This is a genomic window from Burkholderia sp. B21-005, assembly GCF_020843965.1.
Taxonomy (GTDB): domain Bacteria; phylum Pseudomonadota; class Gammaproteobacteria; order Burkholderiales; family Burkholderiaceae; genus Burkholderia; species Burkholderia ambifaria.
Genome location: NZ_CP086303.1, coordinates 800,855 through 815,830, shown reverse-complemented (window position 1 = coordinate 815,830; position 14,976 = coordinate 800,855). Strand labels below are relative to the sequence as shown.

Sequence of the window (14,976 nt, the reverse complement as noted above, 5' to 3'; positions counted from 1 at the left end):
ATGGCCGTCACGTTGCGACAGACCGCCGAAGCGATCGCCGAGGACTGCCGCCGCAATGCGTTCGTGAAGACGCGCGGCGTGGTGATCTTCTATCGCGTCGTGCATTACCTCGCATGCCGGAGCCGGTTCACGCTGCTGGCCGGCGCGCCGCTCATCGTGCTCTACATCGTGCTGTGCGACTGGTTGATGGGCATCGAGATTCCGGTGAAGACGAAGATCGGCAAGGGGCTCGCGATTTATCACGGCACGGGCCTCGTGATCAACGGCTACGCGGTGATCGGCGATTACTGCACGCTGCGGCACGGCGTAACCATCGGCAACACCATCCGGAAGGACGGCACGATCGGCGGCGTGCCGACGATCGGCGACCACGTCGAGTTCGGCGTGCACAGCGTCGTGCTCGGCGCGGTTCGCATCGGCGACCGCGCGCGCATCGGCGCCGGGGCGGTGGTGCTGCGCGACGTGCCCGACGGCCGCGTGGCCGTCGGCATTCCGGCGCGCATTCTCGACAACGGACAGGAACCGACATGAAAGTGTTCATTCTGCATCCCGGCAAGGCGAACTATCCGGAGATCGCCGCCTACGGCCGCCGGCTGAGAACGCACGGGTTCGAGGTGTTCGACGGCGATCTCGATGCGTATGCGCGGTTTCCCGATCGGGACGCCTGCATCCTGTGGTGCATCATGGGTTTCTATCGCGCGCTGCCGCCGGCGCGGTTCGTGATTCACGACTATCGATCGCTGTCGGTCGGCCGGCTCGCGGCCGTGAAGGACCGCGTGAAGCGCGTGCTGAACGTCCGGCCCGACTTGCGGATCTTCCAGAACGAGCGGATGCGCGACGCGATGGCGTTCCGCGATGGCGTGCGCGCGTTGCTGCTGCCGATGGGCGTGCCGGACTGGATCTTCGAACCGGCCGACGCGAACGCCGATGGCGCCGCGCGGGGCGGCGTCCATGCCGGCGCGCATGCCGGTGCCGCGCAGACGCCGTCCGGACGATTCTGCTATATCGGCGAGATGAGCCGCGAACGCGGCTTTCACAAGGTGCTGGCCGCCTACCGCGACGCGCGGCGCGACGAAACGGACACGCTCGTGCTCGTCGGCAACCCGGAGCCCGAGATTCGCGCGGCGTTCGCCGATACGCCGGGCATCCGCTTCGTCGGACGCGTGCCGCAGCCCGAAGCGCTGCGGATCGTTCGCGACAGCGAATACGCGGTGTGCTTCTTCCCGTATCACCGGCCGCATTGCTTCCAGACGCCGACGAAGCTGCTCGAATACGCGTCGCTCGGGAAGAAGATCGTATGCAACGACGCGCCGTCGAACGTGCGCACCGCGCACGAACTCGGCATCCAGTGTCACGTCACCGGTGCAACGATCTTCGACGAACTGTTTCCGCTGTCGCAGATCCGTGCGATGCGTCCCGACCCGGCGGCGATGAAGTCCCTCGAATGGGGGCGCGTGATCGAGCGCTCGGGCGTGCTCGCGTATATCGATGCGGTCGCGGGGCGCGGGCCGGGTGTCTGACGACGTCATTCGCCGTCGGTGCGCGACGGCTCATTCCTCATGGAACGGATCCCGATGAAGATCGTCCACATAGTCGAATCCAGCGCGACCGGTACGTTGTCGATGGTGTGCCTGATTGCGAACCGCCTGGCGCGCGAAGGCCACGACGTCCATGTCATCTACTCGGTGCGGCCGGATACGCCGCCCGGTCTTGCCGCGATGTTCGACACGCGCGTGTCGCTGCGTCACGTCCAGATGAAAGGCGCGGGCCTGTTGCGGATAGCGGGCCGGCTGCGCGCGACGCTCAACGAGATCGGCCCGGACGTCGTGCACCTGCATTCGTCGTTCGCCGGCTTTCTCGGGCGGCTGTCGACGCTGTTCGCGTTGCCGAAGGCGGCGTTCTTCTATAGCCCGCACTGTATTTCCTTCATGCGTCGCGATATCTCGGGTGCGAAGCGCGTGGCGTTCGTCGGCCTCGAGTGGATCGCGTGCGTCCGGAAATGCCTTTACGTTGCATGCTCGGAAAGCGAAGGCCGTGCGATCCGCGCATGGCTTCGCCAGCCGGTGGTGGTGGTCGAGAACGCAGTGAGCGACACCCGGTCGGCCGTGCGTTCGGGCGACGCCGAGCGGCCGGCGGACGGCCCACCATGCGTGGTGACCGTCGGTGGTATCCGCGCGCAAAAGAATCCCGAGTTGTTCGCGCGGATCGCGCATGGCATGCGCGCGCGCGGCACCCGCTTCGTGTGGATCGGCGACGGCGACGCAGCAGAAAAGGCGCGGCTGGCCGAGGCCGGTGTCGAGGTCACAGGGTGGCTGCCGCACGACGAGGTCGCGCGGCGGCTCGAACGCGCGGACGTGTACCTGTCGACGTCGTCGTGGGAAGGCATGCCGGTGTCGGTCATCGAGGCGATGCTGGCCGGCCGGCCCGTGATCGTGTCCGACTGCGCCGGCAACGTGGACGTCGTGCGCCATCTGCAGACCGGCGTGATCTACGCGACGGCGTCCGACGCGATCGCGTGGCTCGAGCGCCTCGCCGGCGACGACACGCTACGCCGGGAACTGGCCCGGCGCGCGAGCCGCGAGGCGCGGCAGCGCTTCGGCGAGGAGCGCTTGTTCGGAGAGCTCGCGCCGCTCTATGCTGCATGGGTGGCCCGCTGACGACAGCATCCGGCTGCGACCGACGGGCGCGATCGCGCGGCATCCGCCGCGGCGCATCGCGCACACTGCCGCCCCAATTTGGAGGAGAACTGTTTGACGTCCTCACCCGCCTAAAGGCAGGTGATTCCCACACCTGGCGATGCACGTCCGCATCGGAGAATGTTCACGGCAGCGTTGATATCACGATCATGCTCGACACCACAGCCATCGCAGGCCCACTCTCTCATTCGCAGTCCCGCGATACCTTTCGGCCGCGTCGTGCTGTCTTTCGACCCGCACGACGAACAGGACTGGGTAGAACCGCTTTCGTCGACTTCCTCGAACGTGGCCCCGTGCGCCATCGCCTTGTAACGGAGCTTGTTTCGGAAGGACGACCAGGATGCGTCGTAGACGCTCTTCGCCATCCTGGTTCTGGCGAGCTTCGCGGCCGACACGTTGCCGACCGCGAGGTAATCGAAACGCCGCACCAGATCGAGCGCGAGCTTGTGCTGGAAATCGGCACGGGCATTCGCCACTTTGGCGTGCAGCTTCGCGATATGTCGCTTGTGCTTGCGCGCCCGTTGAGCTTTCGCCAGTTTCTCCGCCGCGCGTCGGCCGAATCGGTCATTGGGCAGCTTCTCGCCCGTCGAAAGTGTGGCGAAGTCTTTCAGGCCGAGATCGATGCCAACACCGGAACGGACCGGGCGGGCCTGAACATCGGGCATCTCGATCACGATGTTGAGAAACCAGTTGCCGCGCGCATCCTGCGCAAAGTTGGTCCCATCCTTGATCTTGCCTTCGGGAAGCGCCCGGCTGTTGAACACGCGGAAGGTGTTGCCGGCAAAACGAAACGCATCGCCTTCGCGCTTCAGGTCACGCCCCTTCAGCGGCACCCAGCCCAGCGATTTCCTGCCGCGATAGCGCAGGTAGGGCCGACGGTGCTGACTGCGCGACTTCGCGTATTGCTCGCACGTCGCGTTGATCGTGCCGGAGTGGATGCCGAGCGCCTTGCTGCTCCCCGTCGTCAGCACGTTCAGATCGAATCCCGTCGGCCACTTCTTGCTCCACTTGAGCGCGTGCTTCTGCGTGTCATTGCAGAAGTTCCAGACGTAGTTCACCGCACGGCTCTGCTTGTTGAGCAGTCCGTTGAGCGACTTCACCCGGTAGCGGTAGACAAGAATCATGCCGGTGATCCTAACCCGTGGAAGAAGCTGCCTGTCAACCGCACTGCTTTCCTTCCCGCCATCCGCCCCGAAGGAAGTCCCCTTGGGGGAAATGGCGGGGTTTCTCGGAGCAAATTCTGATGAATGTAACCATTACGCCGGACGTCACCGTCGGCAACGACTTGCCGTTCGTCCTGTTCGGCGGCCTCAACGTGCTCGAGAGTCTCGACTTCACGCTCGACGTCTGCAACACGTTCGTCGAGGTCACGCGCCGTCTCGGCATTCCGCTGGTGTTCAAAGCCTCGTTCGACAAGGCCAATCGTTCGTCGATCCACTCGTATCGCGGCGTGGGATTCGACGAAGGGCTTCGCATCTTCGACGAGGTCAAACGCCGGTTCGGCGTGCCCGTGATCACCGACGTGCATGAAGTGTGGCAGGCCGAGCCGGTCTCGAAGGTCGTCGACGTGCTGCAGGTGCCGGCATTCCTGGCGCGCCAGACGGATCTCGTGGTCGCGATCGCGCAGACCGGCAACGCGGTCAACATCAAGAAGCCGCAGTTCATGAGCCCGACGCAGATCGAGCACGTCGTGTCGAAGTGCCGCGAGGCCGGCAACGACAAGGTGATCCTGTGCGAGCGCGGCTCGTCGTTCGGCTATGACAATCTCGTCGTCGACATGCTGGGCTTTCGCCAGATGCGCGACGCGACGGGCGACTGCCCGGTGATCTTCGACGTCACGCACAGCCTGCAGATGCGCGATCCGCACGGCGCCGCGTCCGGCGGCCGGCGGCGCCAGGTGCTCGATCTCGCGCGCGCCGGGATGGCGGTCGGGCTGGCCGGGCTGTTCCTCGAAGCGCACCCGGATCCCGACCGCGCGCGCTGCGATGGCCCGAGCGCACTGCCGCTCGCGCTGCTCGAGCCGTTCCTGCAGCAGGTGAAGGCGGTGGACGACCTGGTCAAGCGGCTCGCGCCGCTCGATATCCGGTGAGCGCGGTGAGCGGCGCGATGTATCGCGGCCCCGTGCGGCTGGTGCTGTTCGATGTCGACGGCGTGCTGACCGACGGCTTGCTGCATGTGACGACGGAAGGCGAGTTCATGAAGAGCTTTCACGCGCACGACGGCGTCGCGGTCGCGCTGCTGCGCGCGCATGGCATCCGCGCCGGCATCCTGTCGGGCAAGCACAGCGGCGCGCTCGCGTGGCGGGCGAAGCAGCTCGGCATCGACGTGCTCGTGACCGGCTGCGACGACAAGGGCGCCGGCTACGCGGATATCAAGGCGCGACAACAGGTCGACGATCACGAGATCGCGTATGTCGGCGACGACGTGAACGATCTGGCCGTCATCGAACGCGTCGGCGTGTCGTATGCGCCGGCCGATGCGCATCGGCTCGTCCGCGCGCGCGTCGACCATGTCGCGCGCACGGCCGGCGGCCGCGGCGTCGCGCGCGAGGTGGCCGAGCATCTGCTGACCGAGGCGGGGCTGTCGCTTGACGACGCGTACCGGCCGTTGCTCGAACGATGGAGCGGTCATGACATCGTTCAATGACGGGCGGACGGTGCGCGTCGTGATTCCGGCCCGGTACGGGTCGACCCGACTGCCGGGCAAGCCGCTCGTCGATCTGGACGGCGAGCCGATGATCGTCCGCGTGCATGCGCGCGTGCGCCGCGCGCTGCCCGATGCCGACATCGTCGTCGCGATCGACGATGCGCGCATTGCCGAGGTACTCGACGCTCGCGGGATCCGCTTCGCGATGACCGATACCGGTCATGCGTCCGGCACCGATCGCGCGGCGGAAGTCGCGCGCGTGTCCGGCTGGCCCGGCGCGGATGCGGTGCTCAACGTGCAGGGCGACGAACCGCTCGTGCCGACGGCGCTGCTGCAGGCATTCGCAGGCTTTTGCGGCGCGGCGCCGGACCTCGGTGTAGCGACGGTCGCCTGTCCGATCGACGAAGTCGCGCTGCTCGACGAGCCGGCCATCGTCAAGGTCGTCGTCGATCACCGTGGACGTGCGCTGTACTTCTCGCGCGCGGCGATTCCGTTCTGCCGCGACGGGCGGCCGGCGGACGCAACCGGTTCGAACGGCCTGTTCCTGCGGCACATCGGTCTCTACGGCTACGCGAACGCGACCTTGCAGGCGCTGGCGAGCGCGGCGCCGTGCGAACTCGAGCAGCTGGAGAAGCTCGAGCAGTTGCGCGCGCTCTGGCTCGGCATGCCGATCGACGTGATGCGCTGGCCCGACGCGCCGCCTGCCGGCATCGATACGCCGGACGACGTCGCCCGTGTCGTCTCCCTTCTCAAACGACAAACTCACGATGCGACAGAACCATATTGAATCCGCCCGGCAGGTCTTCGAGATCGAGTCGCGGGCATTGGCCGGCGTGGCCGCACGGCTCGACGCGAATTTCGAGGAAGCGGTCGAGATCATCCTCGCGTCGAGCGGCCGCGTCGTCGTGTGCGGCATGGGCAAGTCCGGTATCGTCGGCAGGAAGATCGCCGCGACGCTGTCGAGCACGGGCACGCCCGCTTTCTTCATGCATCCGGGCGAGGCCTATCACGGCGATCTCGGCATGGTGACGCCGGACGACGCGTTTCTCGCGATTTCGAATTCAGGAGAAACGGACGAGGTGATCAAGCTGATTCCGTTCCTGCGCAGCAACGGCAACGACCTGATCGCGCTGACCGGCAATCCTGCATCGACGCTCGCGCACGCCGCGCGGGTCCATCTCGACATCGGTGTCGAACGCGAGGCGTGCCCACTGCAGCTCGCGCCGACCGCGTCGACGACGGCGACGCTCGCGATGGGCGATGCGCTGGCGGTCACGCTGATGCGGGCGCGCGGTTTCCAGCCGGAACACTTCGCGCGCTTCCATCCGGGCGGCTCGCTCGGCCGCCGGCTGCTGTCCACGGTCGACGACGAAATGACGCGCCGGAACCTGCCGTTCGTGACGGAGGACACGTCGACGCTCGACGTGCTCGATGCGATGACGCGCGGGCGGCTCGGGCTCGCGATCGTGAAGCGCCTCGCCGGATGGGGCATCGTGACCGATGGCGACATCCGCCGCGCGATCGAGCGGCATGGCGATGGCGTATTGCGGCGCACGGCGGCCGACATGATGTCGATCGAGCCGTCGACGGTGCGGCCCGGCACTCGCGTCGAGGATGCGTTGCTGCTGATGCAGCAGCAGCGGATCGGCGCGTTGCTGGTGGTCGACGGCGGTGATGTCGTCGGTGTGTTCAAGAAGTAAGGCGCCGGCCTCTCCCGCCGCGTCGCTCGACGGGCGGGAGGCGCGGGAGGCGCGGCCGATACCGGCGCGCGCTATTGCAGGCTTTGCGTCAGTGCACTGGACGAGGCATCCTGGCGGAACCGCCGCACGCGCAGGAACGTGATGAAATTCGAGTCGTGCTGGCTTGCAGCCCCGCCTTCCGGGTCGTCGAACGCGACGCGCAGCACCGCGATGAGGTCGCTGCCGTCGAATTGCCAGTCGACGTACTGGAAGCCGTGCCGTTTCGTGTCGGCGTGTTGCAGCAGGACGCGCCGCGCGGCCCACTGCCGCAGATCGGGCGACGACAGCAGCACCAGCGTATTGCGCACGCGCTCGAGGTTCGTCCGCCCGATGCCTTTCGGCACCGCGTTGGTGATCGTCCAGTATTGATTCGACTGCGGGTCGAAGCGAATCGTGAACTTCTTGCCGGCGCCAGGCAGGTCGACGAAATCGCGCGCCGGGTCGAACGACAGCGTGCGGCCGTCGTCGCTCGTCGTCACCAGCGCCGCTTTCTCGGGGCCGTTCGCTGCGTTCACGCGCAGCATGACGGCGGGCGCTGCGCCTGGTTTGGCGACCACGTTGCCTTCTTCCCAGGACTGGAAATTGCCGTCGAGCCAGCGCTTGTCCGACGGCAGATGCGTGGACACGCGCCAGTTGCGTGCATCGAGCAGGTCGCGATCGACGGGCGCGGACATCACCAGCGCGCGCAGGTCGTCGTCCTCGACGCTTTCATAGGCGCGCCACACGCGTCCGCGATCGACGAGGACCGGCACCGGCCCGGTGATGAAGCGCCCCGGATAGGGCAACTGCCCCGTGGACGCGTCGACCGGCGTGGTCCACGACGCGCCGCCGTCGTCGGACCGGCGAATCGACGGCGTGCCCATCGAGCGGTTGGTGCCCATCAGGTATAGCGCGCCGTTCAGCACGAACAGCGACGACCAGTACTGGTCGGGCACGTCGCCGAGCCTGGACCAGGTCGCACCCTTGTCGTGCGACGTGAACACGAACACCCGGTTCTGCGCCGACGCGGCGCCGAACGTGTCGAAGCTCGCGACATAGTCGCCGTTCGGCAGCACGGCGAGCGACGGCGAGCCGAGGTACACGCGCGTGGCGGCCCGGCTGTGCGCAATCACCTCGCCGGGCGGCGCGGGGACGGCTTCCGCGTGGGCGACCATCGACGCGCAGCCCATGCAGAGCGCTGCGATGAGCGACCGTTTCAGCGCGCGTAACGTCGGCGCATGTCGGTGTGAGGTCATGTCAGGTGCGCGAGCGGCTTGCCGCCGGCCATGTTGGGGAGGGGACGGGCGACCGTGCGCCGGTACGGCGCGTCCTGGTCGGCCAGCACGACGAACAGCAGGATGGTGAGCCAGAGCATGCCATAGAGCACGTGATACTTGAACAGCAGGATCGGCAGCAGATAGAGCAGATACTTGCGCCGGCCCTTGCGGCGGAACAGCATGGCGAGCGTACCGAAAAACACGACGAAGCCGGCGACGCCCGCGGCGAACACGAGGTAGATGTAGAACGAGCTGTCCCGCACCTGATAGCCGCGCAGGTGTGTTTTCCCGACGTTGTTGCGCTCGTCCCAGAACAGGCCGCCGCCGAACACGCCCGCGACCGCGTCGCGTTCGGACAGCTCGGTCAGCACGAGCGTGCGGCTGCCGACCGCATCGTAGTCGACCGACTGGTTCACTCGCTGGTCGTACACGCTGTAGAGCCACGGCATGCAGGCGAGCGCGACGACGATGACGGCGATCCGGGTCCGCAGCCGCCCGCGCCCGGTGAGCACGTGCAGCCCGCACAGAGCCGCACAGACCGCCATCGACGCGACCGAGAAACTGAGCAGCGCGGTGGCGAACCCGACGACGGGCGCGAGCGTGATGCGCCGCTGCGACAGCAGCAGGACCACGGCGCTCGGGACGACCGTCATCGCATAGAACGACGGTTCGGAATACAGGCCCAGCGCGCGGATCGAGATCAGGCTGTCGGACAGCGCCTTGGTCGCGTAGAGCGCTTCGGAGTCGGCTTCGCGCACGTAGCTGTCGAAGTCGACGAAGGTGCCGGTCCCGAGGTAATAGACGAGCTGGAACGTGAAGAACGCGGCGTGGACGTAGATGAGCGTCTTGCATGCGGTGTCGAGCGATTCGCGTGTGAGCACGCCGCCGGCAAACATCCAGTAGCACAGCGCGATATACGTCTGGATCAGCACGAACTTGATGAAGAAGTTCACGTAGAAATCGCCGAACGCGGACAGGATGAACGCGAGACAGGTGCTGATCAGCCAGTACGCGCACACCGGAAACAGGTGCCGCTGCCGGTTCATCAGCGTCGGTGCGCGCAGAAAGGCGAGCGCGCACAGCAGGAAGTACGCGGCGAAGGTCGCACGCACGCTGAACGCGTTGAGAGAGAAGAACAGTACGCTGGCTGAAAAGAGCAAGGTCGACATGCGTGCGCCCGATCGGAGATTCCGGATTCGCCGCGTGCCGGCCGTTCCGGCGTCGCGCGGCGAGATGCGGTGCGACGCGGGCAAGCCGCCTGTCGGGCAGGGCCGGCTTGCGCGGCGGTTCGCACGCGGAACACGCGTCCGTCATGCGGGACGAAGCGATTCCGGCGATCAAGCATAGCGGGTTGGGCGGCCGGGCGAGCAGGGTTGTCCGATTGGCGCGGGATTCTGTCTTTTTTCGGCGGGGTCGGCAGCTGTCACGGCTGCAGCGCGAACCGCCCGCACAAAAACGGCGAATACATCTCGATCGCCGCCTGAATCGGTGCGTGACGACCATACGCTACGGCCGACACGGCCAAGAGCGAGCCGGCGACGAGCGCACGATACCGCGCGTCGACACGTGGCGCGCCATGCCGCCACACGAACGCCAGCGCGACCGCCGAGCCGACGAGCCAGCCGATGACGACTTCCGACGGCGTGTGCGCGTCGTCGAACACGCGTGCGACGCCGATCAGCGCGCCGAGCGCAAGCCCGAGCGACAGCGACGTCCTCGCCCGCAGCGGCACGCCGCAGCCCAGCGCAAGCACGCATGCCATCGGCCAGACCGCCGACGCGAGCATCGTGTGTCCGCTGATCACGCGGAAATCGATCGCACGGATCTGGATCCCGCAGCCGGCATACAGCATCTTGGTGGCGCCGACGAGCGCCATGCCGGCCGCGAGCATCAGCGCCCATGACGCCGCGAGATGCCGGCCGGCCGTCGAGCGCGTGAGCCAGACGATGCACACGACGGCCAGCGGCAACGTCAGCGCCGCGTCGCCGAGATCGCTGACGGCGGTCCACATGACCGGGTTCGTGACGGCCGCCCGGTCAGGCGACCAGCAGCGCCGACATGCGCGTGGCCAGATAGCTTTCGAAATCCGCGGCTACTTCCGGATGCCGCAGCGCGAACTCGACCGTCGCCTTCAAATACCCGAGCTTGCTGCCGCAATCGAAGCGCATGCCTTCGTAGCGATGGGCGAGCACCTGCTCGTCCGCGAGCAGCGACTGGATCGCGTCCGTCAACTGCAGTTCGCCGCCGGCGCCGGGCCGCAGCGCGCGCAGATGTTCGAACACCTTCGGTTTCAGCACGTAGCGGCCCACCACGCCGAAATTCGACGGCGCCTTCGCCGGCTCCGGCTTCTCGACGATCCCGGACAGCTTGAACAGGTTGTCCTCCCAGCGCTTGCCGTCGATCACACCGTACGACTTCGATGCGTCGGGCGCGATTTCCTCCACGCCGATCACCGACGCGTGATAGTGATCGAACACGTCGATCATCTGGCGCAGCACGGGCGTCGGACCGTCGAGCAGGTCGTCGGCGAGCATCACCGCGAACGGCTGGTTGCCGACCAGCTTCTCCGCGCACAGCACGGCATGGCCGAGCCCCAGTGCTTCGGCCTGGCGCACGTAGAAGCAGTCGACATGGCTCGGCTTGATGCTGCGAACCAGCGACAGCAGCTTCTCCTTGCCGCGCGCTTCGAGCTCCGCTTCGATCTCGTAGGACTTGTCGAAGTGATCCTCGATCGCGCGCTTGCTGCGGCCGGTCACGAAAATCATTTCGGTGATGCCGGCGTCGATCGCCTCCTCGACCGCATATTGAATCAGCGGCTTGTCCACGACCGGCAGCATTTCTTTCGGGCTCGCTTTGGTCGCGGGCAGAAACCGTGTGCCGAGACCGGCAACCGGAAATACGGCTTTCGTCACTTTCAACATGGTTATCGGATTCCATCCATTCAGGATCTGGCATCAACGATGCCGAGGAAAGGCGGCGACACGTACATGCAATCATCGTTCGCCGGTGCCGTATCGTTCGCGCAAACGAATTCGCGCGCCGTCCGAAAAATCGTATGGGCGTTCCGGTTTCGGGGGGTGACCGAATCTAGGCTGAATCCGACAGCGACGAATTACGAATCGCGAATTGCACGCGCCGATTTCAAGAATGTCGGATGCCATCTAGGAATTGTCGGCATGACGCCGATCGCATGACATAGATTCAGGCATTCATTACTGGACGGCCGGTCACGGCGCCGCACGCGCGGCACGCACCAACCGCCGTCGGCTCGGGAGCGGTCATGACGGAACAGGGCGATATCTTCGATGCAATCGCGGAATTCAATCGTGCGTATCTCGTGCTGGCGCAGCGCATGCTGCGTAGCGACTACGAGCAGGGCAAGCGGCAATTGGGAATTTCGGATGAAATTGCCGCATCGATCGACGCATTGACGCTGGATCAGATCGATGAACTCGCGGCCGGCGGCGAACTGGTGTGTGAATTCCGCATCGAAAACGCGCCGGGCCGCGCGTGATCCGTTTTTCCGGTTTTCCCGAATGAGCGTTCGTCTCACGGCCTTCAAGTGGATTGCATCGCAGCAATCCCGCGCTCATTCGGTCTTTTATAACGTCATATCAATAGGGAGGAATCGCATGTCCGGTTATCGCGAACTGAAGGCGCAAGCCGATGAATTGATGAGGCGCGTCGAGGAAGCACGACTCGCCGAACTCGACGCCGTCATCGAGGAGATTCGCAGCCGGGTCGCCGAATACGGCCTGACCGCCGGACAGATCTTCGGCCGCCACGGCGGCACCGCAAAAGCGACGCCGCGCACGAGCGGATCGGCGCCCCGGTATCGCGATCCGAAAACCGGCGCGACGTGGAGTGGACGCGGTCGCGAGCCGCGCTGGATCAAAGGCGGCCGTCGCGAGCGGTTCCTGATCGAGCGCAATGCCGGTTGATGTGAGCGGGTAACGGCTGGCTCATCGACTCGTCCGTCGTCGATCGCGGCGCGCGGCCTGCTCGAGCAACGCCGCGAACGCCGCTTCGTCCGCGCGCAGCCCTCTCGGCGTGCGGCGCACCTCCAGCGTCGCGAGCAACCCGGCCTCGAACGTATCGAGCACCACCGGGTGGATGTAGCAGCGCCGGCACACGGCCGGCGTGTTGCGCAAGATGTCGGCGACGGTCCGCACCGTTTCGACGATCTGCTTGCGTGCATGCGTGACGCCCTGATGCGGGATGCGCCTCAACAGCGCAAGCGCTTGCACGCTGCCCGCCCACGTCCGGTAATCCTTCGCGGTGAACTCCGCGCCCGCGGCGTCGCGCAGATAGTCGTTTACGTCGGACGAGCCGACGGAATGGCGCACGCCGTCGTCGTCCAGATACTGGAACAACTCGTGCCCCGGCAGCTCCGCGCAGTGCCGCACGATCCGGCCGATGCGCGGGTCCTCGACGGTCACGTCGTGCTCGATGCCGCTCTTGCCCGTAAAGCGCAGGCGTACCTGTCCCGGCCGGATCGTCACGTGGCGCTTGCGCAGCGTCGTCAGCCCGTACGACGCGTTCTCGCGCGCATACTCGGCGTTGCCGATCCGCGCGAGCGTCGTGTCGAGCAGCCGCACGATCGTCGCGACGATCTTGTCGCGCGGCATCCCGGGTAGCGCGAGATCGCGGTCGACCCGCGCACGGATGCGCGGCAGCGCGCGGGCGAACGCCGCCATCCGCGCGTACTTGTTCGCGTCGCGCGTCTCGCGCCACAGCGGGTGATAGCGATATTGCTTGCGTCCGCGCGCATCGCGGCCGGTCGCCTGCAAATGGCCGCGCGGGTCCATGCAGATCCACACGTCGGTGTACGCGGGCGGAATCGCGAGCGCGTTGATGCGGGCGATTTCGTCGGCGTCGCGAATCCGTCCACCGTCCTTCGTGTAGTACGCGAAACCATTGCGCAGCCGCCGGCGCGTGTAGCCGGGGCGGCGGTCGTCGACGTGGCGCAGCGGCGCGGCCGAACTCGCGACGGCTGCTGCAAGGGCTTCGGCGGCACCGCGGGGCGTACGCGTCTTCATGCTGCGATGCGGCAGTCGACCGGAACATCCGCGCGCAGCGTGCTGCGTTCATGCATGGCGGGCATTGTTGTTCTCCTTGTTGCAGGCGGGCCGCCGCGATGCGCGAACGGTCCTGCCAGCGCGGCAGCAAGATTCGTGCGCCGTCGGCGCGTTTGCCACCGAGCCGACTTCGCGCGTTCCGCGCTGCCTGCACAACGGGGCCGCTGCCGCGACCGCCAAAACGCGGGCGACGCCGGTCGAGGCCGTGCCTGCCAGCCGTGATGCAGCGGCCCACCAACCACTTAGGTGTTTATACGTATGCCGATACCGATATCGCTTCAATCCAAGATTTCATTGGAAGGTTATCGGACTTGTTCCTAGACTGATCCGGGGCATGTATACCGGGTTGGCGCGCAAGCGCCGGCCGGGCAGCCCCGCACCGCTTCCGCGCCACGCAGAACCAGAACAGCGCAGCAGACACCGCGCAAGGCCGGCGCAGCGGCATACAACGACACCATCGGAGACGGACCATGACATTCATCAGGAAGCTGGCGGTCGGCGCGATCGTCGCCGCGGCGACGGTGCTGGCCACCGGCGCGCACGCGCAGCAAAAACCGATCACGCTCGGGTTCTCGCAGGTCGGCGCGGAGAGCGCGTGGCGCACGGCGAACACCGTGTCGGTGAAGGGCGCGGCGAAGGACGCCGGCATCAACCTGAAATTCTCGGACGCGCAGCAGAAGCAGGAGAACCAGATCCGCGCGATCCGCTCGTTCATCGCGCAGAAGGTCGACGTGATCGCGTTCTCGCCGGTCGTCGAGTCGGGCTGGGAGCCGGTGCTGACCGAAGCGAAGGCGGCGCATATCCCGGTGATCCTGACCGATCGCGGCGTCGACGTGAAGGATCCGTCGCTGTACGTGACGATGATCGGCTCCGACTTCCTGGAGGAAGGGCGGCGCGCCGGCCACTGGATGGAAGAGCATTACAAGAACGACCCGGGCCCGATCAACATCGTCGAGCTGCAGGGCACGGTCGGCTCCGCGCCGGCCAACGATCGCCGCGCGGGCCTGCTCGAGGTGATCAAGAGCAATCCGAAGTTCAAGGTGATCGCGTCGCAAAGCGGCGACTTCACGCTCGCCGGCGGCAAGCAGGTGATGGAAGCGTTCGCGAAGACCTACGGCAAGCAGATCAACGTCGTCTACGCGCACAACGACGACATGGCGCTCGGCGCGATCCAGGCGATGGAAGAAGCCGGCATCAAGCCCGGCAAGGACGTGAGCGTCGTGTCGTTCGATGCGACCAAGGGCGGCTTCCAGGCGATGGTCGCGGGCAAGATCAACGTCGACGTCGAATGCAGCCCGCTGCTCGGCCCGCAGCTGATGACGGCGGTGAAGGACGTGGTCGCCGGCAAGCAGTTGCCGAAGCGCATCGTCACGAACGAGACGGTGTTCCCGATGAACGTCGCGGCGCAGGTGCTGCCGACCCGCAAGTACTGAGCGCCCCCAAACCTGTCGCTTCGCGACAGGCCCCCCGAGGGGGGCAATCCCCCAAGGGGACTTCGTACCGGGCGGAAAACTTGGGGCGGCCCGGCGTTTTCTTGAGAGTCCCAACGGACGCGGGCGGT

16 protein-coding genes are annotated in these 14,976 nt (G+C 66.4%); 10 read left to right on the top strand and 6 right to left on the bottom strand.

Features of this window, described 5'->3' with window-relative positions; genetic code table 11:
- From LMA02_RS34160 to LMA02_RS34150, 3 genes are read left to right on the top strand one after another with little or no spacing between them, the layout of a single operon-like run.
- Complete coding sequence (locus LMA02_RS34160) at positions 1-531, top strand: serine O-acetyltransferase (RefSeq protein ID WP_175700300.1); 531 nt, start codon at positions 1-3, stop codon at positions 529-531.
- Complete coding sequence (locus LMA02_RS34155; RefSeq protein ID WP_228910286.1) at positions 528-1,520, top strand: glycosyltransferase; 993 nt, start codon at positions 528-530, stop codon at positions 1,518-1,520. Before LMA02_RS34160 ends, LMA02_RS34155 begins: the two co-directional genes overlap by 4 nt.
- A gap of 54 nt (positions 1,521-1,574) precedes the next feature.
- Positions 1,575-2,657 carry a glycosyltransferase family 4 protein gene (locus tag LMA02_RS34150; protein WP_228910285.1) on the top strand — a complete coding sequence of 361 codons (1,083 nt, stop codon included), beginning with the start codon at positions 1,575-1,577 and terminating at the stop codon, positions 2,655-2,657.
- Positions 2,658-2,767: 110 nt separating this feature from the next.
- Here LMA02_RS34150 and LMA02_RS34145 read toward each other — a convergent pair whose 3' ends face one another.
- Positions 2,768-3,820, bottom strand: a complete 1,053-nt coding sequence (locus LMA02_RS34145; protein WP_228910284.1) for an RNA-guided endonuclease InsQ/TnpB family protein — start codon at positions 3,818-3,820, stop codon at positions 2,768-2,770.
- Positions 3,821-3,939: 119 nt separating this feature from the next.
- Between LMA02_RS34145 and kdsA the strand changes: the two genes are divergently transcribed.
- From kdsA to LMA02_RS34125, 4 genes are read left to right on the top strand one after another with little or no spacing between them, the layout of a single operon-like run.
- Entirely contained in the window at positions 3,940-4,785 is an 846-nt protein-coding gene (kdsA, locus tag LMA02_RS34140; protein WP_228910283.1) for a 3-deoxy-8-phosphooctulonate synthase, read from the top strand.
- 5 nt (positions 4,786-4,790) lie between these two features.
- Entirely contained in the window at positions 4,791-5,342 is a 552-nt protein-coding gene (locus tag LMA02_RS34135) for a KdsC family phosphatase (RefSeq protein WP_416378704.1), read from the top strand.
- Positions 5,326-6,129 carry a 3-deoxy-manno-octulosonate cytidylyltransferase gene (gene kdsB / locus LMA02_RS34130; RefSeq protein ID WP_228910282.1) on the top strand — a complete coding sequence of 268 codons (804 nt, stop codon included), beginning with the start codon at positions 5,326-5,328 and terminating at the stop codon, positions 6,127-6,129. The genes LMA02_RS34135 and kdsB overlap by 17 nt, the downstream gene beginning before the upstream one ends.
- Complete coding sequence (locus LMA02_RS34125; protein ID WP_228910281.1) at positions 6,110-7,042, top strand: KpsF/GutQ family sugar-phosphate isomerase; 933 nt, start codon at positions 6,110-6,112, stop codon at positions 7,040-7,042. Before kdsB ends, LMA02_RS34125 begins: the two co-directional genes overlap by 20 nt.
- A gap of 71 nt (positions 7,043-7,113) precedes the next feature.
- On the opposite strand, the gene LMA02_RS34120 is transcribed toward LMA02_RS34125, so the two are convergent.
- The 4 genes from LMA02_RS34120 to galU all read right to left on the bottom strand — a co-directional run bounded on the left by LMA02_RS34120 (position 7,114) and on the right by galU (position 11,258).
- Entirely contained in the window at positions 7,114-8,250 is a 1,137-nt protein-coding gene (locus LMA02_RS34120; RefSeq protein ID WP_416378705.1) for a sialidase family protein, read from the bottom strand.
- A 62-nt stretch (positions 8,251-8,312) separates the two neighbouring features.
- The gene (locus LMA02_RS34115) at positions 8,313-9,506 is read right to left on the bottom strand and encodes a hypothetical protein (RefSeq protein ID WP_228910279.1); all 1,194 of its coding nucleotides are present in this window, start codon (positions 9,504-9,506) and stop codon (positions 8,313-8,315) included.
- A gap of 254 nt (positions 9,507-9,760) precedes the next feature.
- Positions 9,761-10,348, bottom strand: coding sequence for a phosphatase PAP2 family protein (locus tag LMA02_RS34110; RefSeq protein ID WP_228910278.1), 588 nt, complete (start codon positions 10,346-10,348; stop codon positions 9,761-9,763).
- 25 nt (positions 10,349-10,373) lie between these two features.
- Positions 10,374-11,258 (bottom strand): UTP--glucose-1-phosphate uridylyltransferase GalU, encoded by an 885-nt coding sequence (gene galU / locus LMA02_RS34105; RefSeq protein WP_228910277.1) that lies wholly within the window; start codon positions 11,256-11,258, stop codon positions 10,374-10,376.
- Between the two features lie 359 nt (positions 11,259-11,617).
- Here galU and LMA02_RS34100 point away from each other — a divergent pair, with 359 nt between their 5' ends.
- Both LMA02_RS34100 and LMA02_RS34095 read left to right on the top strand, forming a co-directional pair.
- A complete protein-coding gene (locus tag LMA02_RS34100) occupies positions 11,618-11,851 on the top strand; it encodes a flagellar transcriptional regulator FlhD (protein WP_228910276.1) in 234 nt (77 codons plus the stop codon).
- Positions 11,852-11,969: 118 nt separating this feature from the next.
- The gene (locus tag LMA02_RS34095; protein ID WP_011661066.1) at positions 11,970-12,278 is read left to right on the top strand and encodes an H-NS histone family protein; all 309 of its coding nucleotides are present in this window, start codon (positions 11,970-11,972) and stop codon (positions 12,276-12,278) included.
- Positions 12,279-12,299: 21 nt separating this feature from the next.
- Here the strand turns inward: LMA02_RS34095 and LMA02_RS34090 are convergent, their stop codons facing one another.
- Positions 12,300-13,376, bottom strand: a complete 1,077-nt coding sequence (locus tag LMA02_RS34090) for a DNA topoisomerase IB (RefSeq protein ID WP_228910275.1) — start codon at positions 13,374-13,376, stop codon at positions 12,300-12,302.
- 509 nt (positions 13,377-13,885) lie between these two features.
- Between LMA02_RS34090 and LMA02_RS34085 the strand changes: the two genes are divergently transcribed.
- The gene (locus LMA02_RS34085) at positions 13,886-14,848 is read left to right on the top strand and encodes an ABC transporter substrate-binding protein (protein WP_228910274.1); all 963 of its coding nucleotides are present in this window, start codon (positions 13,886-13,888) and stop codon (positions 14,846-14,848) included.
- The last annotated feature ends 128 nt before the right edge of the window (positions 14,849-14,976 follow it).

Bases quoted from the DNA above. Each gene is read 5' to 3' on its own strand.
- kdsB (WP_228910282.1), top strand. From the start codon at position 5,326: ATGACATCGTTCAATGACGGGCGGACGGTGCGCGTCGTGATTCCGGCC.
- galU (WP_228910277.1), bottom strand. From the start codon at position 11,258: ATGTTGAAAGTGACGAAAGCCGTATTTCCGGTTGCCGGTCTCGGCACA.
- LMA02_RS34085 (WP_228910274.1), top strand. From the start codon at position 13,886: ATGACATTCATCAGGAAGCTGGCGGTCGGCGCGATCGTCGCCGCGGCG.
- LMA02_RS34100 (WP_228910276.1), top strand. From the start codon at position 11,618: ATGACGGAACAGGGCGATATCTTCGATGCAATCGCGGAATTCAATCGT.
- LMA02_RS34155 (WP_228910286.1), top strand. From the start codon at position 528: ATGAAAGTGTTCATTCTGCATCCCGGCAAGGCGAACTATCCGGAGATC.
- LMA02_RS34160 (WP_175700300.1), top strand. From the start codon at position 1: ATGGCCGTCACGTTGCGACAGACCGCCGAAGCGATCGCCGAGGACTGC.
- LMA02_RS34110 (WP_228910278.1), bottom strand. From the start codon at position 10,348: ATGTGGACCGCCGTCAGCGATCTCGGCGACGCGGCGCTGACGTTGCCG.
- kdsA (WP_228910283.1), top strand. From the start codon at position 3,940: ATGAATGTAACCATTACGCCGGACGTCACCGTCGGCAACGACTTGCCG.
- LMA02_RS34145 (WP_228910284.1), bottom strand. From the start codon at position 3,820: ATGATTCTTGTCTACCGCTACCGGGTGAAGTCGCTCAACGGACTGCTC.
- LMA02_RS34095 (WP_011661066.1), top strand. From the start codon at position 11,970: ATGTCCGGTTATCGCGAACTGAAGGCGCAAGCCGATGAATTGATGAGG.
- LMA02_RS34090 (WP_228910275.1), bottom strand. From the start codon at position 13,376: ATGAAGACGCGTACGCCCCGCGGTGCCGCCGAAGCCCTTGCAGCAGCC.
- LMA02_RS34120 (WP_416378705.1), bottom strand. From the start codon at position 8,250: ATGGGCTGCGCGTCGATGGTCGCCCACGCGGAAGCCGTCCCCGCGCCG.
- LMA02_RS34115 (WP_228910279.1), bottom strand. From the start codon at position 9,506: ATGTCGACCTTGCTCTTTTCAGCCAGCGTACTGTTCTTCTCTCTCAAC.
- LMA02_RS34150 (WP_228910285.1), top strand. From the start codon at position 1,575: ATGAAGATCGTCCACATAGTCGAATCCAGCGCGACCGGTACGTTGTCG.
- LMA02_RS34125 (WP_228910281.1), top strand. From the start codon at position 6,110: ATGCGACAGAACCATATTGAATCCGCCCGGCAGGTCTTCGAGATCGAG.